The organism is Kitasatospora brasiliensis, from assembly GCF_032654805.1.
Taxonomy (GTDB): domain Bacteria; phylum Actinomycetota; class Actinomycetes; order Streptomycetales; family Streptomycetaceae; genus Kitasatospora; species Kitasatospora brasiliensis.
This window is the reverse complement of the sequence record NZ_JAUOOW010000005.1, coordinates 427,806-449,590: the sequence shown is the minus strand read 5'-3', so window position 1 is coordinate 449,590 and position 21,785 is coordinate 427,806. Positions and strand designations below refer to the sequence as shown.

Below are 21,785 nucleotides of genomic sequence, written 5' to 3'. Positions count from 1 at the left end.
CCCGCCGCCGTGCGGGGCGCCCCCGGCGACCGCTCGGGCCGCCCGGAAATCCGTCGATCCGTCCGTGATCCCGCCCAGCGAATCCGCTCTGCCCTGGAGGTCTCCCGTGCGCGTAGCCCTGCTCACCGAGGGTGCCCGGCCGCACCCCCAGCGTGGCGCCGGAGACTGGTGCGACCGGCTGGCTGCCGCGATGCCGGAGCACGAGTTCGAGCGGTACCGGCTGACCGGATCGCGGCCGAGGCCGCCGCGCCGGGCCCCGGGCGCGCGGCGCGGACGCCCGTACGCCGAGGCGTACGAGCAGCTGGTGCGGGCCCTGGTGCTGCCCGGGGAACGGGCGGGCTTCGCGTCCGGGCTGTACCGGCTGGCGGCGCTCGCCCGGGAGGACGGCGCGCTGCCCGCCTTCCTGGCCTCCGCGCCCGCCCGCCGACTGCTGGAGCGGACCTGGCGGCTGCCCGGCGCGGACACCTCGGCCGGACAGCCGCCGGTGCGCGACCTGCTGGCCGCGGCGGACCTGCTGGAGCGGTGGCTGCGCCCGCTGTCGGCGCCCTGGTACGGAACCGGCCCCGGCGGCCTCGGCGCGGCCGACCTGTGCCACGTGGTCGGCGGCGGCCCGGCCGTCCTGCCCGCCCTGGTGGCCCGGCAGCTGCACGGGGTGCCGTTCCTGGTCACCGAGCACCGCCTCCACCTGCGCGAGCAGTACCTCGGCCACCACGAGGCGCCGTACGGGTGGCCGGTGCGGGCCCTGCGGCTGTCCTTCTCCCGGGAGCTCACCGGGGAGGCCTACCGGCAGGCCGCGATACTCACCCCCGGCAGCGCCCACGACCAGCGGTGGCAGCGCCGCTGCGGCGCCGACCCGGCGCGCACCCGGGTGGTGTACGAGGGCACGCCGGAGGCGGGGCGCCCGGCCGCCGGGCCGGAGCCGGCGGCGCCGACCCTGGTGTGGGCGGGCGCGCTGGAGCCGGGCCGGGGCCCGGAACCCGCGCTGCACGCCCTCGCCCGGATCCGGGCCGAGGTGCCCGGCGCCCGGCTGGTGGTGCACGGCGAACAGACGGCGCCCGGCCACCGGGCGCACTGCGAAGCGGTGGCGCGCCGGCTGGGGGTGGGGGAGGCGGTGCGCTTCGCCGGACGGCCCGGCCCGCTCGCCGAGGTGTGGGCGTCGGGCACGGTGGTGGTCTTCTCCGGGCTCTCCCGGCACAGCCCCCGGCTGCTTGCGGACGCGATGCTCAGCGGCCGGGCGGTGGTCTCCACCGATGTCGGGGTGGCGCGCGAGGTGGTCGGGCCGACCGGGCTGCTGGTGCCCGCCGGTGATCCGGGCGCCCTGGCCGGCGCCTGCCTGGCGCTGCTGCGCGACGAGGAACGACGCGGCCGGCTCGGGCTGGCCGGGCGGCTGCGGGCGCAGGAACGCTTCGCCGTGGAGCCGGAGATCGGCGCCTTCCGGGAGATCTACCTGGAGCTGGTCTCGCGGCACCCGGCCTTCCCGGCCGGCGAGGGCGGGCCGGTGGCCCGTCCGTTCGCCCGCCCCGCCGAGTACTGGCTGGCCGAAGGGCCGCGCGGCGGGGGCTCCGCCGTCGACTCGCGGCAGCCGGCCGAGTTCGCGGGGGCCGTCTGATGTCCGGCGGCACGCTGCTCGGCGGCGGCGCGGACCCGGTGCGCGAGCTGATGGCGGAGCACCGGGAGCTGTGCGAGCGCGCCGTCGACCCGTTGGAGATCGCCGCCGGGCTGGAGGAGGCCGGGCTCGGCACGGACGCCGCCGCCCGCTGCCGGCACGTCGACCTGTTCGCGCTGGCCGAGGAGCTGTACGCCCGGGTGCCCCGGCGCCCGCCGCCGCCGGGGCCGGTGCCGCGACGGCCGGGCGGGGCGGGCGCCGCGCTGACCGTCGCCGGCTCGGCCGCGCTGCCCTGTGCCGGGGTGGCGGCCGCGATGCTGCTGCTCGCGCGGGCCGCGCCGGGCGGGGACCGTCCGGTGGCCGTGGCGCTGGGGCTGGCGGCGGCGGTGTCGGCCGGGTCGGCCGAGGGGGCGGCCCGCTGGTACCGGCAGGTGGGCCGCGGCCATCTCGGCGCGGCGGGCACCCTGGCCGGGTTCCGGGCCCGGATGCGGCCGGTGCTGCCGGTCGCGCTGGCCCTGCACCTGGCGGTGCTCGGGGTGCTGAGCTTCGCGGCGCTGGCCGTGCTGGCGGTGGTCGCTCCGCGCCCCGGGCCGGGCCACGGCGGCGGGCTGCTGCACCTGGCGGCCGAGCGGGCCGGCCCCGCCCAGTGGGCGGCGCAGGGCGTGCTGGGCCTGCTGCTGGTGCTGCCGGTGCTGCTGGCGCGGTGCGGCCGGTCGGCGGCCGCCGCGGTGGGGGCGTCGGCCGGGGCCGCCGCGGTGCTCGGGCTGCTCGCGCTGGGGCGCTCCGCCCCGGAGGCGTGGCTGCTCGGCGGCGGCGGTGTCGCGGCGGCGCTGCTCGTGTACGCCGGGGCGGCGCTCGGCCGGGCCGGCTCGTACCGCTGAGCGCCGTCCGTCCGCACCTTCGCTCCACTCCGGGATCCGCCGTGTGATCCCCGCTTTCGTCCCGTTCGTTGAACTCAGTCCGCCAGGTCGTCCCGAGCTGGCTTCGTGGAAGGACACCCCCGATGAGGGTGCTGCTGCTGGGCGCCGACGGCTTCATCGGCCGCCGGGTCACCGACCGTCTGCTGATGGACCAGGAGTTGCAGGTGACGGTGCTCGGCCGGCGCGACTCGGCCGACATCCGCTTCGACCTGACCACCGGGAGCCCGGGCGCGCTGGCCCGGTTCCTGGACGCGGTCGCGCCGCAGGTGGTGATCAACTGCGCGGGCGCCACGTACGGCAGCTCGCGCACCCTGATCCGGTCGAACACGCTGGCCGTCGCGACGGTCTGCGAGGCCATCCGGCGCAGCCGGGAGCCGGCGAGGCTGGTGCACGTCGGCTCGGCCGCCGAGTACGGGCCGGTGCCCGGCGGGGTGCCGGTGTCCGAGCAGGCCGAGCCGCGGCCGGTCGGCCCGTACGGGGTGTCCAAGCTGGCCGGGACGGAGCTGGTGCTGGCCTCCGGGCTGGACGCGGCGGTGCTGCGGGTGTTCGACGTGGTGGGGCCGGGGGCGCCCACCGCCTCGCTGTTCGGGCGGCTCGCGGAGGGCCTGCGGCGGGCGCTGGAGCGCGACGAGCACCAGGTGAGGATGCCGGACCTGTCCGGATACCGGGATTTCGTGGATGTGCGGGACGTCGCGCGGGCCATCCAGGCGGCCGCGGTGTCGGCCGCCACCGGGGTGATCAACGTCGGCAGCGGGCATGCCGTCCGGGCCCGGGACGCGGCCCAGCTGCTGGTGCGGGCCTCGGGCTTCGAGGGGGCGATCGTCGAGGAGAACCGGCAGGTCCTGCTGCCCGCGCAGGCCGGGGGGGCGGGTGGCGACCACCTGCCGGGCCACCACCATCCGGGCCACCACCCGGTCGGTCACCACCTGCCCGGACACCGGCCGGAGGGGCACCGCCCGGAGGGCCGGCCGGCGCCGGGCGAGCCGGTGCCGTGGCGGCAGGCGGACGTGCGCACCGCCAGGGACCGTCTCGGATGGCGGACACAGGTGCCGCTGGACGAGTCGCTGGGCGACGTCTGGCTGGAGACGGCCTGCCGGGTGTGAACGCCGGCCGGGTGCCCCGAGCCCGTCAACCACGGGCCCGGGGCGCCTTTCGGGGCTTCCACCATCCGGCGCCGCCCGTCTCGCATATCGGACGGGCTGTCTCGGAATAGTGGTGGGGCATGACACTGTTGGCCTAGAGAGCCACCCGCGTGGCGGAGCAACAACCCCACACCGAGGTTGGCCCTGGCCATCCGAACAAGACCCATCGGAGTCCCCGTGTCGTTGCCACCCCTGGTCGAGCCGGCCGACGAGCTCACCGTTGACGAGGTCCGCCGGTACTCCCGCCACCTGATCATCCCGGACGTGGGCATGGCGGGGCAGAAGCGGCTGAAGAACGCCAAGGTGCTGTGTGTCGGCGCCGGCGGCCTCGGTTCGCCCGCCCTGCTCTACCTGGCCGCCGCGGGTGTCGGCACGCTGGGCATCGTCGAGTTCGACGTGGTCGACGAGTCCAACCTCCAGCGCCAGGTGATCCACGGCCAGTCGGACATCGGCCGCTCCAAGGCCGAGTCGGCGCGGGACTCGGTCAAGGAGATCAACCCGTACGTCGACGTGGTGCTGCACGAGGAGCGCCTCGACAACTCCAACGTCATGGAGATCTTCTCCGGCTACGACCTGATCGTGGACGGCACCGACAACTTCGCCACCCGGTACCTGGTGAACGACGCCGCGGTGCTGCTCGGCAAGCCGTACGTGTGGGGCTCGATCTACCGCTTCGACGGCCAGGCCAGCGTGTTCTGGGCCGAGCACGGCCCCTGCTACCGCTGCCTCTACCCGGAGGCCCCGCCGCCGGGCATGGTCCCGTCCTGCGCCGAGGGCGGCGTGCTGGGCGTGCTGTGCGCGTCCATCGGCTCGATCCAGGTCAACGAGGCGATCAAGCTGCTGGCCGGCATCGGCGACCCGCTGGTCGGCCGGCTGATGATCTACGACGCCCTGGAGATGAACTACCGCCAGGTGAAGGTCCGCAAGGACCCGAACTGCGCCGTCTGCGGCGAGAACCCGACGGTCACCGAGCTGATCGACTACGAGGCCTTCTGCGGCGTCGTGTCGGAGGAGGCGCAGGCCGCCGCCGCCGGTTCGACGATCACCTCGCAGCAGCTCAAGCAGTGGCAGGACGAGGACGAGGACATCTACCTCATCGACGTCCGCGAGCCCGGTGAGTACGAGATCGTCAACATCCCCGGCGCGGTGCTGATCCCCAAGAACGAGTTCCTGATGGGCGACGCGCTGGAGAAGCTGCCGCAGGACAAGAAGATCGTGCTGCACTGCAAGTCCGGCGTCCGCTCGGCCGAGGTGCTGGCCGTGGTCAAGGCCGCCGGCTTCGCCAACGCCGTCCACCTGGGCGGCGGCGTGCTCGGCTGGGTGAACCAGATCGAGCCGCACAAGCCGGTCTACTAGACCCTCGCGCACGGAAAGGGGCCTGCCGCTCGGCAGGCCCCTTTCCGCATGCCGGAGCGGCTCAGAGGGCCTTCTTGCGCTGGAGGACGTTGTAGGCGATCCAGCCGGGGATCACCGGGAGCCAGAAGGTCAGGGCCCGGTAGAGGAAGACGGCCGGGGTGGCGACGGCGGGGGAGACGTCGGCGACGGTGAGGGCGCCGATCAGGGCGACCTCGACCGGGCCGATGCCGCCCGGGGTGGGGATCGCGGAGCCGGCCGCGTTGGCGGTCAGGAAGACCACCGCGACGGCGGAGAAGCTGACGTCGCCGCCGAAGGCCTGCACCGAGAAGTCCAGGCAGGCGGTGAAGGAGAGGGTCAGCAGCAGGATGCCGCCGAAGCCGGTGACCAGCTTGCTGGGCGTCTGCATCAGGTCGAGCATCCGCGGCACCACGCCGAAGAACAGCGAGCGCAGCCGGCCCAGGACGAACCGGCGCAGCGGTGCGACGGCGGCCACCACCAGGGCGAGCACGGCGGCGGTGAGCACCCCGATGATCACCGCGCGGGAGGCGGAGAGATCGCCGTTGGTCTGGCTGCCGGTGATCAGGCCGAAGCTGAACAGCAGCAGCAGGTGCCCGCCGAGGCCCGCCAGCTGGGAGGCGCCGACCGAGGCGACGGCCTGGCCGGAGCGGATCCCGGCCTTCTGGAGGTAGCGGGTGTTGAGCGCGATGCCGCCGATCGCGGCGGGGGCGACCAGTTTGACGAAGGAGCCGGCCAGCTGGGCGGCGACGGTGCGCCGGAACGGCAGCCGCTCGGGGACGAAGCCGGTCAGGCTCATCGCGGCGGCGACGTAGCTGAACGCGGCGGCGCTCAGGGCGGCGGCGGCCCAGGCCCAGTTCATCTGGGAGAGCTTGAGCTGGGCCGGCTTGATGGTGGTCAGTGCCAGGTAGGCGGCGAAGGTGAGCGCGATGACCATGATCAGGGTCTTCGGCTTCAGCCGTTCCAGCTTGGCCGGGGCCATCGGGGCCTCGGGGGCGATCTGGAGGATCTGGCCGCGGATGCGGCTCAGCAGGTCCTCGCCGGCCGCCGCGATGTCCTCCTCGGCCTGCTCCTGGGTGCGCTCGCCGGCCGCGACCTGCTCCAGTGCCCTCGCCCGCGCGGCGGTCTTGCGCTCCTTGGTGAGCTTGGCGAGGTCGACCCTGGTGGAGCGGCTCATCCCGACCGGCTGGAGCAGCGGCAGCGCCTGGGCCACCCGCTCGGCGCCGAGCACCGCGTTGGCGGTGGCGACGGCGCGCTCCGGGCCGATCCGCAGGGCGAAGGTGGTGAGCAGCTGGGCGACGTCGATCCGCAGGGTCAGGTCGGTGGCGGCGATGTCGCCGCCGGACAGGTTGACCAGGCAGCCGGTCCGGTCGTCGACCACCAGCAGGGACTCGCCGGTGAGTCGGCGGTGGGCGATCCGGCGCTCGTGCAGGGCGGCCACCGACTGCCAGACCGAGGCCATCACCGGGTCGGTGACCTCCTCGTCGGCCAGCTCGTCGAGGGTGCGGCCCTCGACGTTCTCGTACACCAGGATCGCGGCGTCCGGGCCGAGCTCGGAGGTGGCGACCAGCTGCGGCGCGCGGGCGCCCGAGGCGGCCGCCGCGTACGCGATCAGGGCCTCCTGCTCCAGCGCCTGGCGCAGCGACTGGGGGCTGCGGCGCACCGCGACCGAACGCAGCCGCAGCCGCCGCCAGGCCCGGTAGAAGAAGCCGGAGGCCTGCTGTTCGCGGTCGATGATGTGGACGTCCAGCGGGGCGCCGCCCTGCTGGGTGACGTGGTAGCGGCGGGTGCCGCCGGGGGCGTCGGGGGCGCGGACGGCGCCGGCCGGGGTGAAGCCGACCTTGCGCAGGCCGATCATCAGATGCTGGCCGGTGGGCCGGATGTTGGGGGAGCCGATCGCGTACAGGGTGCCGTAGGCGACGGACCAGCCGATCAGCACGGTGAGCAGCAGCGACAGCGGGGTGGTGTAGCCGCCGAGCAGTTCGGTGACCCCGCTGAAGACCACCACCACCCACAGGGCGACCCGCCAGCGCGGTCTGCTCGACATGCCGACGGCGGTCATGTAGGCGATCACCGGGGCGAGGTAGCCGTGCACCGGGTCGGTGAGGTTGCCGTTGCTGTCCAGCGGCAGCCTGGTCAGCGCCTCCCGGATGTGCGGGGAGGCGCCTTCGGCCACCCACCAGTCGATGCCGAGCGAGACGCCGTACGCCAGCACCGAGGCGAGCACCCCGTCGGCGACCCGCAGGCCGTCGCGTTTGATCAGCCGTTCGACGGCGAAGGCCAGCGGCACGGCGAGGACCGCGACGCTGGAGAGCAGGCCGGTGATGGTGGAGAACACCGCGGAGAAGTGCGGTGCGTTGGTGGCGATGTCCTGCTCGATGCCGGTGGTGGTCGAGGTGGCGATGCCGGCCAGCACGAAGACGGCGATGATCCCGAAGACGCCGGCCAGGAAGCGGATCAGGTCGGACGGGCGGTGCGCGCGGGCGGCGAGCAGCGGCTCGTCGACGTCCAGGTGCGGGGCGTCGTCCAGCGGGTCGTGGTCGTGCTCGTGGTCGTGCTCGTGGCCGTCGGGCGTGCCGGATCCGGGCGCGGGGGTCTTGATCGTCCGGTCCTTGATCAGGGAGACTTCCGGCGTCGGGCCCGGTTCGGGCCGGCCCTCGTCCCCGCCGCCGGGAGACGGAGGCACGTCGGCGGACTCGTCGGAGTCCTTGTCCACGCCCACGTCAGCCGTCCCGGTCATCTGGTCTTGTTGTCCTCGTATCACTCATCACCGCCCCGAAGATGGTGGCATGCTCCGGCTCGCCGTGCGGGACAGGGGGCGGATCGGGCGCGGCGGATCTTCCCCACGGCGCCCGGGGTCCGCCCCGGTAGGGAAGAATGCCGCAGGTGACGGACGCAACAGAGGACGGCCTCCCCGGTGCCCTGCCGGCGTTCGCCGAACTGGTGCTCGACCTGGTCGAGCGGATTCCACCCGGCCGGGTGATGACCTACGGCGACGTCGCCGAATACCTCGACCAGGGCGGCCCCCGGCAGGTCGGCCGGGTCATGGCCCTGTACGGCGGCTCGGTGCCCTGGTGGCGGGTGGTCCGCGCGGACGGCCGCCTGCTGCCCGGACACGAACAGCGCGCCCTCGCCCACTACGGCGAGGAGGCCACCCCGCTGCGCGACCTCGCCGACCCGATCCGGGTCGACCTCCGACGGGCCCGCTGGGACGGCCGGTAGACGGGGCGAGCGGATCGGCCGGAAACCACCGCCCGGTCCGGATTGACGGGGCAGGATCGTAGGCTCGATGCGGGCGGGCCCTCGCGGGCCCGCCCGGCCATGCCTGCTCGACCCCAGGACCAAGTACGTGAGCTCCCCCTACCGGCTCGTGCGCAGCCCGCTCGTCCAGCCCGACCCACCCGTGCTGGACGCCTACCAGCGCGCCGTGGTCGAGCACACCGGCGGACCGCTGCTGGTCCTGGCCGGACCCGGCACCGGCAAGACCACGACCCTCGTCGAAGCCGTCGCCCGACGCGTCGCCGACGGCACCGACCCCGAGCGGATCCTCGTCCTCACCTTCAGCCGCAAGGCCGCGACGGAACTGCGCGACCGGATGTCCGGGCGCCTCGGCAGCTCGGCCGCCGCCCCGCAGGCCACCACCTTCCACTCCTTCTGCTACGCCCTGCTGCGCGCCCACCAGGACCCCCAGGACTACGCCGAACCGCTGCGGCTCCTCTCCGGACCCGAACAGGACGTCATGGTCCGCGAACTGCTCGCCGGCGGCGCCGAGGACGCCAAACGAGGCCTCGGCCGGATCGCCTGGCCGCTGGACCTGCGCGCCTGCCTCACCACCCGGGGCTTCGCCGACGAAGTCCGCGCCGTCCTCGCCCGCAGCCGCGAGCTCGGCCTCGGCGAAGCCGAACTCGAACGCTTCGCCCACGGCGTCCAGCGCCCCGACTGGGCCGCCGCCGCCCACTTCCTCGCCGACTACCTCGACGTCCTCGACCTGCGCGGCGTCCTCGACTACGCCGAACTCGTCCACCGCGCCGTCCTGCTCGCCGAACGCCCCGACGTCGGCCAGGAACTGCGCCGCCGCTACGAGGTCGTCTTCGTCGACGAGTACCAGGACACCGACCCCTCCCAGGTCCGGCTGCTGCACCAGCTGGCCGGCGGCGGCCGCGACCTCGTCGCCGTCGGCGACCCCGACCAGTCCATCTACGCCTTCCGCGGCGCCGACATCAACGGCATCCTCGACTTCCCGCAGACCTTCCGGAAAACCGACGGCAGCCCCGCCGACGTCAAGGTGCTGCGGGTCTCCCGCCGCTCCGGCGCCGTCCTGCTCGCCGCCTCCCGGGAGATCGCCCGCCGGATGCCCATGGGCCGGCTGCCCGCCGACAAACTCGCCCAGCACCGCGCCCTGCTGCCCTCCCGCGAAGGCGGCAAGGTCGAGGTCTACACCTACCCGACCCCCGGCGCCGAACTCGACTCGATCGCCGACCTGCTGCGCCGCGCCCACCTGGAGGACGGCGTGCCCTGGGGCGAGATGGCCGTCCTGGTCCGGGCCGGCGCCCGCTCCATCCCCGGCGTACGGCGGGCCCTGGGCGCGGCCGGCGTCCCCCTGGAGATCGACGGCGACGACCTGCCGCTGCGCGAGGAACCGGCCGTCGCCCACCTGCTGCTCGCCCTGCGGGTCTGCGCCCGACAAGCGTCACAGCAGGCCGCCCGCGACAAGCACGGCGACCCGGACGCCCCCGACCCCCTCACCACCGACCTCGCCCACGCCCTGCTCACCGGCCCGCTCGGCGGCCTCGACGGCTCCGACCTGCGCCGCCTCGGCCGCGCCCTGCGCGAGGAGGAACGCGCCGCCCTGCGCGCCGAAGGCCACCCCGCCACCGCCCCGCGCCCGGCCGGCGAACTGATCCGCGAAGCCCTCGCCGAACCCGAACGGCTCGTCGCCCTCGACCCCGCGCACGCCCGCCGCGCCCGCGACCTCGGCACCCTGCTGCGCAAGGTCCGCGAACTGCTCGCCGGCGGCTGCACCGCCGAGGACGCCCTGTGGGAACTGTGGGACGGCAGCCGCCGCTGGCGCGAACGCCTGGAACGCGCCGCCCTGCGCGGCGGCGCCGCCGGCCGCAACGCCGACCGCGACCTGGACGCGCTGTGCGCCCTGTTCGAAACCGCCGCCCGCGCCGAGGAACAGGTCACCGGCCACCGCAGCGCCCTCGACCTGCTCGCCGAACTCGAAGCCCAGGACATCGCCGCCGACACCCTCACCGTCCGCGCCGTACGCCCCGAAGCCGTCCGACTGATGACCGCCCACCGCTCCAAGGGCCTGGAATGGCGCCTCGTCGTGGTGGCCGGCGTCCAGGACGGCCTCTGGCCCGACCTGCGCCGCCGCGGCTCCCTGCTGGAAGCCGACCGGATCGGCCGCGACGGCCTCGCCGAACCGCTCTCCCCGGGCGCCCTGCTCGGCGAGGAACGCCGCCTCTTCTACGTCGCCGCCACCCGCGCCAAGGAACGGCTCATCGTCACCGCCGTCAAGGCCCCCGCCGACGACGGCGACGAACCCTCCCGCTTCCTGCGCGAGCTCTACCGCGAAGACATCGACCCCGCCAACGGCAAGGTGCTGCGCCGCACCCCGCCCGTCACCGTCGAGGACGTCACCCACCGCCCGCGCCGCCCGCTGTCCGTCGCCGCCCTCGTCGCCGAACTGCGCGCCGTCACCGTCGACCCCGCCCGCTCGCCCGAACTGCGCCGCGCCGCCGCCGAACGCCTCGCCACCCTCGCCGCCGCCACCGACGACGACGGGCTGCCGCTGGTGCCCGCCGCCCACCCCGAACGCTGGTGGGGCCTGGACGACCCGACCGCCGCCCCCGAACCGCTGCGCGCCGCCGACGCCCCCGTCCGGCTGTCCGGCAGCGGCCTGGAACAGCTGGAGAGCTGCTCCCTCCAGTGGTTCCTGGACAAGGAGGTCAAGGCCCGCGGCGCCGGCTCCGCCGCCCAGGGCTTCGGCAACGTGGTGCACGCCCTCGCCGACGAGGTCGGCTCCGGCCGCACCCCCGCCGACCTCGCCGTCCTCATGGAACGCCTGGACACCGTCTGGGACGCGCTGGCCTTCGACGCGCCCTGGAAGTCCCAGCAGGAGAAGACCGAGGCCCGCGCCGCCCTGGAACGCTTCCTCAACTGGCACGTCCTGGAACGCGGCCGCGACCTCGTCGCCACCGAGCACGGCTTCGACGTCACCCTCGACGTCGGCGGCGTCCAGGTCCGCATCCGCGGCTCGATGGACCGGATCGAGAAGGACACCGCGGGCCGCGCCTACGTCGTCGACTTCAAGACCGGCAAGCAGATACCCACCGACAAGTCCCTGCCCGAGCACAAGCAGCTCGCCGTCTACCAGCTCGCCGTCCGGGCCGGCGCCCTCAACCAGCTGCCCGGCTTCGACGGCACGGCACCCGACACCGGCGGCGCCGAACTCGTCCACCTGCGCGAACCCGCCGCCAAGGCCGCCCAGGACACCCCCAAGGTGCAGCGCCAGGACCCGCCCGAGGGCGAGCCCTGGATCGAGAACCTCCTCGCCGAGGCCGCCGGCAAGGTCCTCGCCGAACGCTTCGTCCCCCAGACCGGCGGCGGCTGCGACCGCTGCACCTTCCGCCGCAGCTGCTCCGCCCAGCGCGACGGCGCCCAACTGGTCGAGTAAGGAATGTCCGCCGCTCCGGTTACCGTTGCGGGGTGACCGCCGTGCTCAGCCATCCCGACCAGCTCAAGGAACTGCTCGGGATCCCGTTCAACCGGGAGCAGATGGCGGCCATCGGCGCCCCCCTGGAACCGGCCGTGATCGTGGCCGGCGCCGGCTCCGGCAAGACCACCGTGATGGCCGCCCGGGTCGTCTGGCTGGTCGGCTCCGGCGCCGTACGGCCCGAGGAAGTGCTCGGCCTCACCTTCACCAACAAGGCCGCCGGCGAACTCTCCGAACGCGTCCGCGCCGCCCTGCTCCGCGCCGGCGTCGCCGACCGGGACGCCGCCGAACCCCTCGGCGACCCGGAGATCTCCACCTACCACGCCTTCGCCGGCCGCCTCCTCAAGGAACACGGCCTGCGGATCGGCATCGAACCGGACGTACGGCTGCTCGCCGACGCCACCCGCTTCCAGCTCGCCGCCAAGGTGCTGCGCACCGCCCGCGGCCCGTTCCCCGCGCTCACCGGCACCTTCGCCAACCTGGTCGCCGACCTGACCGCACTGGACGGCGAACTCGCCGAACACCTCGTCGAGCCGCAGACCCTGCGCGACTTCGACGAACAGCTGCTGGACACCCTCGCCACCGTCAAACTGACCAACGACGACCTGCGCGCCGTCCCGGCCACCGCCCGGGCCCGGCTGGAACTGCTGCGCCTGGTCGAGGACTACCGGCGCCGCAAGCACTCCGCCGGACTGATGGACTTCGGCGACCAGATCGCCGCCGCCGCCCGCCTCGCCCAGCAGCGCCCCGAGGTCGGCGAACTGCTGCGCGGCCAGTTCAAGGTCGTCCTGCTCGACGAGTACCAGGACACCTCCGTCGCCCAGCGGCTGATGCTGGCCGGCCTCTTCGGCACCGACACCGGCCATCCGGTGACCGCCGTCGGCGACCCCTGCCAGGCGATCTACGGCTGGCGCGGCGCCTCCGTCGCCAACCTCGACGACTTCCCCCGGCACTTCCCCAAGGCCGACGGCGGCCCCGCCGAGCGCTACGCGCTCAGCGAGAACCGCCGCAGCGGCGGCCGGCTGCTCGCCTTCGCCAACGAACTCGCCGCCCCGCTGCGCGCGATGCACGAGGGCGTCGAGGCGCTGCGCCCGGCCCCCGGCGCCGAACAGGACGGCTTCGTCCGGGCCGCGCTGCTGCCCACCCACGCCGAGGAGATCGACTGGCTCGCCGACTCGATCGCCCACCTGGTGCGCACCGGCACCGCGCCCGGCCGGATCGCCGTGCTGTGCCGCGGCGGCGCTGCCTTCCCGGACATCCACGCCGCCCTCGTCGCCCGCCAGGTGCCGGTGGAGGTGGTGGGCCTCGGCGGGCTGCTGCAACTGCCCGAGGTCGCCGACCTGGTGGCGGTCTGCGAGGTGCTCCAGGACCCGACCGCCAACGCCGCGCTGGTGCGCCTGCTGATCGGCCCGCGCTGGCGGATCGGCCCGCGCGACCTCGCGCTGCTCGGCCGCCGCGCCGCCGACCTGGTGCGCACCGACCGGCCCGAGGGCGTCGAGGCGCTGGCCGCGGCCGTCGCCGAGGCCGACCCGACCGAGGTGGTCTCGCTGGCCGACGCGGTGGAGACCTTCCTCGACCTTGAGCAGCCCGACGACCTGCCGTTCTCCGCCGAGGCCCGGGTGCGCTTCGCCCGGCTCGCCGCCGAACTGCGCGAGCTGCGCCGCTCCCTCGCCGACCCGCTGATGGACGTGCTGCACCGGGTGCTGTCCGTCACCGGCCTGGAGGTCGAACTCGCCGCCTCCCCGCAGGCCCTGGCCGCCCGGCGGCGCGAGACCCTGCACGCCTTCCTGGACGTCGCCGCCTCCTTCGCCGACCTCGACGGGGACCCGGGCCTGGCCGCCTTCCTCGGCTTCCTGCGCGCCGCCCAGGAGTACGAGCGCGGCCTGGACAGCAGCCTGCCCGGCGGCGAGGACACCGTGAAGGTGCTCACCGCGCACAAGTCCAAGGGCCTGGAGTGGGACGTGGTCGCCGTCCCCGGCCTGGTCCGGGGCGCGTTCCCGTCGTCCAGCCCGCGCGAACGCTGGACGAGCACCAAGCGGGTGCTTCCGCACGCCCTGCGCGGCGACGCCGCGACCCTGCCCGACGTGCGCGGCGGCTGGAACGGGAAGTCGATGACGGCGTTCAAGAAGGAGCTGGCCGAGCACTCCGGCACCGAGGAACTGCGCCTGGGCTACGTGGCGTTCACCCGCCCCCGGTCGCTGCTGCTGGCCTCCGGGCACTGGTGGGGCCCCAGCCAGAAGACCGTCCGCGGCCCGTCCGCCTTCCTGGAGGCGCTGCGCGAGCACTGCGAGCGGCCCGGCACGGGCGAGATCGAACACTGGGCCGAGCAGCCGGAGAAGGGTGCCGAGAACCCGGCGCTGGCCGCCCCCGTCGAACGCCCCTGGCCGCTGCCGCTGGACCCGGCCGCCCAGCACGCCCGCCGCCGGGTCGCCGGCGTGGTCCGCGCCCGCCTGGGCGGAGCGGAGGCTGCTGAACCCGAGCCGATGGCCCCCGAGGACCAGCGCCAGGTCGCCTCCTGGGACCGCGATCTGACCGCCCTGCTCGGCGAGTTGGAGCGCTCCCGGCGCACCGCCCGCGAGGTGCCGCTGCCCGCCGCGCTCTCCGCCACCCAGCTGCTGCGCCTGGCCGCCGACCCGGACGGCTTCGCCCACGACCTGGCCCGCCCGATGCCGCGGCCCCCGCAGCCCGCGGCCCGGCGCGGCACCCGCTTCCACGCCTGGGTGCAGTCCCGGATCGAGCCGCTGCTGCTGGTCGAGCCCGGCGCCCTGCCCGGCGCCGACGACGACGGCATCGAGGACGAGCAGGACCTGGAGCGGCTCAAGGAGGCGTTCCTGCGCACCCCGTACGCCCAGCGCAAGCCCCACCGGGTGGAGGCGCCGTTCCAGCTGGTGCTGGCGGGCCGGGTGGTGCGGGGCCGGATCGACGCGGTCTACCGGGAAGATGACGGGTTGTCGGAATCCGGCGGTGGGTCACGCTACGAAGTGGTGGACTGGAAGACCCACCGGGAGGAGAGCGCCGACCCGTTGCAGCTCGCGGTCTACCGGCTGGCCTGGGCCGAGCACGCGGGCGTCGATCCCGAGCAGGTCACGGCTTCGTTCCTGTACGTCCGCAGCGGCCGGATCGTCCGCCCGGCAGGACTTCCCGACCGAAAAGAGTTGGAAAGGCTTCTGATCGGGAACAGTGACTATTGAGTCACCCAGAGCATCCAAGTCGTCACGCCGGCGCCCGAAACCTGTGCGTCGTGCACGTTTCGCGCCTATTGTGGGGTCGGTAACCGGTCAACCCCCGAGCTCCGGCCGCCAGCAAGGCCCGCATTCCCTAACCCTCAGTCATCACCGCAGGTGCCCTCGGGCACCGGCGTCTTCTGCTGGAGAGACCGAAGTTGAGCGCGACCGGATGGATCAGAGAGCGGTTCACCGGGCCGACCCCGGGCCCCGCTCCGCGCGCGACCGGCACCTGGCCGAGGACGGCGCTGGCGCTGCCGTTCATCGGCATGCTGCTGATCGTCGCCCTCGACTACCTCAGTGGCACCGAGGTGACCGTCGAACCGGCCCTCACCGCCGTCCCCGCGCTGGCCGCCGTGGTCAGCCGCCGCACCTGGTACCCGTTCGCCATCGGCCTGGGCACCGAGGCGGCCGCCTTCCTGATGGCCTTCCGCAGCGACACCCTCGACCAGTCCGTCCACACCGCCAGCGTCTTCGCGATCCTGCTCGTCGCCGCGATCGGCTGGGTCAGCGCCACCCTGCGGCTGCGCCAGGAACGCGCCCTGGCCGACGCCCAACTCGTCGCCTCGATCGCCCGCCGGGTCCTGCTGCGGCCCGTCCCCGAACGGGTCGGCACCGTCAGGGCGGCCGTCCACTACGAAGCCGCCGCCGCCCACGCCCGGATCGGCGGCGACCTCTACGAAGTGGTCAACACCCGGCACGGCGTACGGGCCGTGGTCGGCGACGTCCGCGGCAAGGGCCTCGGCGCGGTGGAGACCGCCGCCGCCGTCCTCGGCGCCTTCCGCGAAGCCGCCCACCAGGAACCGGCCCTGGACAAGGTGGCCGCCTGGCTGGCCGACAGCCTCGACCGGGCCCTGCACGAGAACGACCACCCCGGCGTGGAGGAGGAGTTCGTCACCCTGGTGCTGATCGCCGTACGCCCCGACGGCACCGCCGAGATCGTCAACTGCGGCCACCCCGCCCCGTTGCTGCTGCGCGGCCAGGACGTCCGCCCGCTCGAACTCGCCGAAACCGTACCGCCGCTGGGCGTCCTCGACCCGGCCGACGTCCGCCCGCCCGTCCACCGGATCCTGCTCCAGGCCGAGGACCGGGTCCTGCTGTTCACCGACGGGGTGATCGAGGCCCGCGACCGCGCCGGCGTCTTCTACCCGCTCGCCGAACGCTTCCCGCGCTGCGCCGCCGACCGCCCGGCCGACGTCCTGCAACGCCTGCACGAGGACGTGGTGCGCCACGTCGGACGCCAGCTGTGCGACGACGCGGCCATGCTGCTGCTCCAGTTCGACCCCCCGCAAGCCCTCGGCGCGGCGGCCCCAAGCCTCGCGGCCGTCGTCCAACTCCCGCAGCAGGCCGGAGTCCTGACGCGCCGATAAGTCCCTACAGCGACACCTCGACCAGCAGCGGCCGGTGGTCCGACACCGACGAGCGCGGCGCCGCCGCCGGGCCCACCGCCGTACGCGGCACCCCGATCGCCAGCACGTGGTCGAACTGCACCGCCGGCCGGTGCGAGGGGTAGGTCGGCGTACGCGCCAGGTCGTACCAGCCCTGGAGCCGGGCGCGCGGCTCGCGCACCCGGCGCCGGCGCGGCTCGGCCGGCAGCGGCCGGGCCCGCCGGGCCGCCCGCAGCTCCCGCACCCGCGTCCGCGGCGCGGTGCGCTCCAGCGCCGTCGCCCCGCCCAGCACCGTCCGCGGCACCGCGCCCACCAGGTTGAAGTCACCCAGTACCAGGTACGGCTGCGGCAGGTCGGCGATCCAGCGCCGGATGCCGGCCAGCTGCGCCATGTTCCAGCCGGGCACGAAGGACAGGTGCGCCGCCACCACGGTGAACGGGCCGTGCTCGCCCTCCAGGACGGCCGCCAGCGCGGCCCGGGGCTCGTCCGGCACCGGCGTCAGCCCGCGCCGCCCGGCCACCCGCAGTGGCAGCCCGAACGGCGCCGGAGCGAAGCGCCGGGCCCGCCAGTGCCGCACCGGAAGCCTCGTCAGCAGGGCCGTCCCGTACGAGGGCAGGGCGCCGTCGCCCACCTCGTCCGGCCCATACACCCGCAGGCCGTTCGGCCCGGACGGCTCCGGCACCCAGCCGGCCACCGGTGCCGGGCGGCCGTGCAGCGCGGCGGCGAAGCGCCAGTCCTTCGCGCCCATCGCCGCGGCCGCCACCGCCGCCTGGTCGGTGCCACCGGAGCGCGACTGGTGCCGGTCCACCTCCTGGAGCGCCAGCACGTCGGCGTCCAGGGCGGCCACCGCCTCGGCCAACGGGCCGCCCGCGTCGGACGGGTAGGGCCGTGGGGCGCCGTCCGGGGCGAGCGGCTGGCCGTGCAACAGGTTGAAGGTGGCGATGCGCAACTGGCTCACACCGCACGACGGTACCTGGTCGCCGGGGGAGGGCGCCCCAGCTTGAGGCGGTAGGGCATACCGGGTATACATACTCGGTATGTCCATCCGTCACGGTCTGCTCGCCCTGCTCGACCAGGGCCCGCGCTACGGCTACCAGCTGCGCACCGAATTCGAGGCGCGCACCGGCGCCACCTGGCCGCTCAACGTCGGACAGGTCTACACCACGCTGTCGCGGCTGGAACGCGACGGCCTGGTCGAGGCCGCGGGGGAGGACGACGAAGGCCACCAGTTCTACGCCGTCACCGACGAAGGGCGCGCCGAACTGCGGAACTGGTTCGACACCCCGGTGCCCCGGACCAACCCCCCGCGCGACGAACTGGCGATCAAACTCGCCATGGCCGTCACCGTCCCCGGGGTGGACGTCTCCGCCGTCGTCCAGGGCCAGCGCCGACACAGCATCAAGGCACTCCAGGACTACACCCGGCTCAAGGGCCGCGCCCTGGCCGGCGACACCAGAGCCGGCTCGGTGCCCTCCGAGAGCAACGACCTCGCCTGGCTGCTCGTCCTCGACCAGCTGATCTTCCAGACCGAAGCCGAGATCCGCTGGCTCGACCACTGCGAGACCCGCCTCGCCCAGCAGGCCGAACTCCTGCAAGCCCGCACCGCCGAGGCCGCCCGCGACGGCGCCGCGCCCGCCAAACGCGGCCGCCGCCTGCGCGCCTGAGCCCCACGGCACCCGAACCACCAGGCCCGGACCCGACACCGGGCCCACACCCAGCACAAGGGGGGAACTCCATGTCCCACACCCAATCGGCCCGGCACACACCGGTCCTCCATCTGGAGAACGTCACCCGCGTCCACGGCCACGGCGCCGCCGAGGTCCAGGCCCTGCGCGGCGTCGACCTCAAGGTCCACCCCGGCGAATTCGTCGCCGTCATGGGCCCCTCCGGCTCCGGCAAGTCCACCCTGCTCACCCTCGCCGGCGGCCTCGACACCCCGAGCGGCGGCCGGGTCCTGGTCGAAGGCACCGCCCTCGGCGACCTCAACCGCAAGAAGCTCGCCCAGGTCCGCCGCCGCTCCGTCGGCTACGTCTTCCAGGACTACAACCTGATCCCGGCGCTCACCGCCGCCGAGAACGTCTCCCTGCCGCGCGAACTCGACGGCCTCTCCACCCGCGCCGCCCGCCGCGAAGCCCTCGCCGCCCTGGAAGAACTCGGCATCCCCGAACTCGCCGACCGCTTCCCCGACGACATGTCCGGCGGCCAGCAGCAGCGCGTCGCCATCGCCCGCGCCCTGATCGGCGACCGCCGCCTCGTCCTCGCCGACGAACCCACCGGCGCCCTCGACTCCACCACCGGCGAAGCCGTCCTCGCCGTCCTGCGCGCCCGCTGCGACGCCGGCGCCGCCGCCATGATGGTCACCCACGAAGCCCGGCACGCCGCCTGGGCCGACCGCGTCGTCTTCCTGCGCGACGGCCGGATGGTCGACGAATCCACCAGCCAGGACGCCGCCAGCCTGCTCGTCAGCGCCGCCGGCAACAGCCTGAAGGTGGACGAGTGAAGCTCAGCGCCTGGCGGGTCGCCCTGCGCATCGCCCGCCGCGACGCCCTGCGCGCCAAGGGCCGCAGCGCCCTCGTCATCGCCATGGTCGCCCTGCCCGTCCTCGGCGTCACCGGCGCCGACGTCGTCTTCCGCAGCGCCGAACTCACCACCGCCGAACGCACCGTACGACTCATGGGCCAAGCCGCCGGCGAACTCCAGATGGTCGAACGCGGATCCTCCCTCACCCAGGCCCCCGACCCCGAGGGCGGGATCAGCCTCAAGAACCCCAAGGACGACGCCAAGAACGGCGAAGCCCCCACGTACACCCCCGCGCAGCAGCGCGCCCTCGACACCCCGCCCGCCGACCTCGCCCGCCAACTGCTCCCGGCCGGCGCCACCCTGGTGCCCGAACTTTCCGGCCCCTACACCGCCGCCGGCAGCGCCGAAGGCCTGCTCAGCGCCCGGGCCGGCGAAGCCGACCTGACCGATCCGGTCTGGCAGGGCCGGATCAACCTGGTCAAGGGCCGCGCCCCCACCGCCGACACCGAAGTCGCCGTCAGCCGCGACTTCCTCAAGCGCTCCAAGCTCAAGATCGGCGACCGGACCAGCGTCCGCGGCCTCGAAACCAACCCCTTCACCATCACCGGCGTCTACGAGTACCCCGGCGAGCTGTCCGCCAGCGAGATCACCGCCCGCCCCGGCACCCTGCTCAGCCGACTCCCCAAGACATCGGGCCCCGGCGACCACGGCCCCGACGAGCCCACCCGCTGGCTGGTCAAGCTCCCCGCCGGCGCCACCATCGACTGGCCGAAGGTCAAGGAACTCAACCAGTACGGGTTCGAGGCCACCTCGCGCGCCGTCCTCGCCAACCCGCCCGCCCGCGCCGACGTCCCCTTCTACACCGAACAGAAGAACTCCGGCGCCCCCACCACCAGCTACTTCGACCGGACCGACGTCGTCATCCTCGCCACCGTCGCCGGCATGGCCCTGCTGGAGATCGTCCTGCTGGCCGGCCCCGCCTTCGCCGTCGGCGCCCGCCGCTCCCGCCGCCAGCTCGGACTGCTCGCCGCCGCCGGCGGCGAACGCGCCAACGTCCGCGCCGTCGTCCTCGGCGGCGGCATCGTCCTCGGCCTCACCGGCGCCGCCATCGGCCTCGGCCTCGGCATCGGCCTCGTCGCCCTGCTGCGCACCAGCGCCGAGGACTACTCCGGCCAGCGCTTCGGCCACTTCGCCCTGCCGCCGCTCGACCTGCTCGGCATCCTCCTGGTCGGCCTCGTCACCGGACTGCTCGCCGCCGTCGTGCCCGCCGTCCAGGCCTCCCGCCAGGACGTCGTCGCCGCGCTCACCGGCCGCGACACCCTCAAGCCGCCCAGCCGCAAGCTCGCCGTCCTCGGCCTGCTGATGCTCGCCGGCGGCGCGGCCCTCGCCCTGTTCGGCGCCACCAGCGGCATCGGCAACAGCAGCTTCGCCGTCCTCGGCGGCTCGGCCGTCGCCGAACTCGGCATGGTCGCCCTGGTGCCCTACCTGGTCGGCCTGTTCGGCCGACTCGGCCGCCTGCTGCCGCTCGGCCCCCGGCTCGCCCTGCGCGACTCGGTCCGCCACCGCGCCCGCACCGCCCCCGCCGTCGCCGCCGTGATGGCCGCCGTCGCCGGCTCCGTCGCCGTCAGCGTCTACATGGCCAGCATGGAGGAGCAGCAGCGCCGCGAGTACCTCCCCTCCGCCCCGGCGGGCGCCGTCACACTCGGCAACGGCTGGATGGACGGCCCCGACGGCAAACTGCTGCCGCAGATGCGCGAGGCCGTCGAACGCAGCATCCCCGAACTCGGCCCGCGCGCCGACATCCAGCGCGTCGACCCCAAGGCCGACTGCGCCGACGGCGCCTACTGCGGCTACATCAACATCGCACTGCCCAAGGAGCTGCGCTGCCCGGTCTTCGAGCCGGACGACACCTCCTCGCCCGAGGAAAGCGCACGGATCGTCAGCTCGGACAAGCGCTGCCAGATCTCCAACCACCGGGGCATCCGCTTCCCGTCGCTGACGGCCGGCGACGCGGGACTGCTGCGCAACCTCTACGGCGTCACCGACCAGGGCGCCGCCAAGGCCCTCGCCGCCGGCAAGGCCGTGGTCTTCGACCCGCGTTACCTCAAGGACGGCAAGGCGATCCTCCAGATCACCCTCCCCGCGGCCCCGTCCTCGCCGTCCTCGCCCTCCTCGTCGGACAAGCCCGTCCACACCGAGATCACCGTGGACGCGGTCCTCGCCGACGCCACGATGCCCGCCGCCGGCATGGCCGTGATCAGCCCGGACGCCGCCGCGAAGCTCGGCTTCCACACAGCCCCGGCCGGCTCGGCCTGGCTGCCCGCCGCCGCACCCACCGACGGCGCCCAGCAGAAGGCCAACGGCGCGCTGGCCAAGCTCAGCAACCACGACGTGCTCGACATCGAACGCGGCTACCAGAGCCGGGTCGACCTGATCCAGCTCGGGCTGAACGTCTTCGCCGCGCTCGTCGCCCTCGGCGCGGCCGGCATCGCCACCGGACTGGCCGCCGCCGACTCCCAGCGGGACCTGACCACCCTCGCGGCGGTCGGCGCCGAACCCCGCATCAGGCGCTCGCTGTCCGGCTTCCAGTGCGGCGTCATCGCCGCCATGGGCGCCCTGCTCGGCGTGGTCAGCGGCCTGGTGCCCGGAGTGGCACTGCGCAAGGTCCAGGCCGCGGGCAGCTACCCCGGGATCAGCGCGGAGGAGATCGCCAACCGGGCGACCCTGGTCCTCCCATGGCCGACCATCGCCGCCACCGTGGTGCTGCTGCCGGTCCTCGCGGCCGTCCTCGCGGCCCTGATGACCCGCTCGCGGATCACCCTGCTGCGCCGCTCGGGCTGAGGCCCGTACCGGCGCTCCCGCCCCCGTCCGCGTGATCGTCCGCGGCGGGGGC

At 74.7% G+C, this 21,785-nt stretch carries 13 protein-coding genes; 11 read left to right on the top strand and 2 right to left on the bottom strand.

Annotated features, from left to right (window positions below; genetic code table 11):
* Positions 1–106 precede the first annotated feature (106 nt).
* The 4 genes from QWJ13_RS21530 to moeZ all read left to right on the top strand — a co-directional run bounded on the left by QWJ13_RS21530 (position 107) and on the right by moeZ (position 5,024).
* A complete protein-coding gene (locus QWJ13_RS21530) occupies positions 107–1,609 on the top strand; it encodes a glycosyltransferase (RefSeq protein WP_316526432.1) in 1,503 nt (500 codons plus the stop codon).
* Entirely contained in the window at positions 1,609–2,487 is an 879-nt protein-coding gene (locus QWJ13_RS21525) for a hypothetical protein (RefSeq protein ID WP_316526431.1), read from the top strand. Before QWJ13_RS21530 ends, QWJ13_RS21525 begins: the two co-directional genes overlap by 1 nt.
* Before the next feature lie 122 nt (positions 2,488–2,609).
* Positions 2,610–3,629, top strand: a complete 1,020-nt coding sequence (locus QWJ13_RS21520) for an NAD-dependent epimerase/dehydratase family protein (protein ID WP_316526430.1) — start codon at positions 2,610–2,612, stop codon at positions 3,627–3,629.
* 216 nt (positions 3,630–3,845) lie between these two features.
* Positions 3,846–5,024 carry an adenylyltransferase/sulfurtransferase MoeZ gene (gene moeZ, locus QWJ13_RS21515; RefSeq protein WP_316526429.1) on the top strand — a complete coding sequence of 393 codons (1,179 nt, stop codon included), beginning with the start codon at positions 3,846–3,848 and terminating at the stop codon, positions 5,022–5,024.
* Between the two features lie 61 nt (positions 5,025–5,085).
* Here the strand turns inward: moeZ and QWJ13_RS21510 are convergent, their stop codons facing one another.
* Positions 5,086–7,779 (bottom strand): flippase-like domain-containing protein, encoded by a 2,694-nt coding sequence (locus tag QWJ13_RS21510; protein WP_316526428.1) that lies wholly within the window; start codon positions 7,777–7,779, stop codon positions 5,086–5,088.
* Between the two features lie 137 nt (positions 7,780–7,916).
* Here QWJ13_RS21510 and QWJ13_RS21505 point away from each other — a divergent pair, with 137 nt between their 5' ends.
* The 4 genes from QWJ13_RS21505 to QWJ13_RS21490 all read left to right on the top strand — a co-directional run bounded on the left by QWJ13_RS21505 (position 7,917) and on the right by QWJ13_RS21490 (position 16,354).
* Positions 7,917–8,261, top strand: a complete 345-nt coding sequence (locus QWJ13_RS21505; protein ID WP_316526427.1) for an MGMT family protein — start codon at positions 7,917–7,919, stop codon at positions 8,259–8,261.
* Between the two features lie 127 nt (positions 8,262–8,388).
* Positions 8,389–11,721 (top strand): ATP-dependent helicase, encoded by a 3,333-nt coding sequence (locus tag QWJ13_RS21500; protein ID WP_316526426.1) that lies wholly within the window; start codon positions 8,389–8,391, stop codon positions 11,719–11,721.
* Between the two features lie 32 nt (positions 11,722–11,753).
* Complete coding sequence (locus QWJ13_RS21495; protein WP_316526425.1) at positions 11,754–14,951, top strand: ATP-dependent helicase; 3,198 nt, start codon at positions 11,754–11,756, stop codon at positions 14,949–14,951.
* 191 nt (positions 14,952–15,142) lie between these two features.
* Positions 15,143–16,354 carry a PP2C family protein-serine/threonine phosphatase gene (locus QWJ13_RS21490; RefSeq protein WP_316526424.1) on the top strand — a complete coding sequence of 404 codons (1,212 nt, stop codon included), beginning with the start codon at positions 15,143–15,145 and terminating at the stop codon, positions 16,352–16,354.
* A gap of 4 nt (positions 16,355–16,358) precedes the next feature.
* Here QWJ13_RS21490 and QWJ13_RS21485 read toward each other — a convergent pair whose 3' ends face one another.
* Entirely contained in the window at positions 16,359–17,330 is a 972-nt protein-coding gene (locus QWJ13_RS21485) for an endonuclease/exonuclease/phosphatase family protein (RefSeq protein ID WP_316526423.1), read from the bottom strand.
* 79 nt (positions 17,331–17,409) lie between these two features.
* On the opposite strand from QWJ13_RS21485, the gene QWJ13_RS21480 reads away from it, so the two are divergent.
* The 3 genes from QWJ13_RS21480 (at position 17,410) to QWJ13_RS21470 (ending at position 21,733) form a co-directional block, all read left to right on the top strand.
* Entirely contained in the window at positions 17,410–18,036 is a 627-nt protein-coding gene (locus QWJ13_RS21480) for a PadR family transcriptional regulator (RefSeq protein ID WP_316526422.1), read from the top strand.
* A gap of 71 nt (positions 18,037–18,107) precedes the next feature.
* Entirely contained in the window at positions 18,108–18,872 is a 765-nt protein-coding gene (locus tag QWJ13_RS21475) for an ABC transporter ATP-binding protein (RefSeq protein ID WP_316526421.1), read from the top strand.
* A complete protein-coding gene (locus QWJ13_RS21470) occupies positions 18,869–21,733 on the top strand; it encodes an FtsX-like permease family protein (RefSeq protein ID WP_316526420.1) in 2,865 nt (954 codons plus the stop codon). The genes QWJ13_RS21475 and QWJ13_RS21470 overlap by 4 nt, the downstream gene beginning before the upstream one ends.
* Positions 21,734–21,785 lie beyond the last annotated feature (52 nt).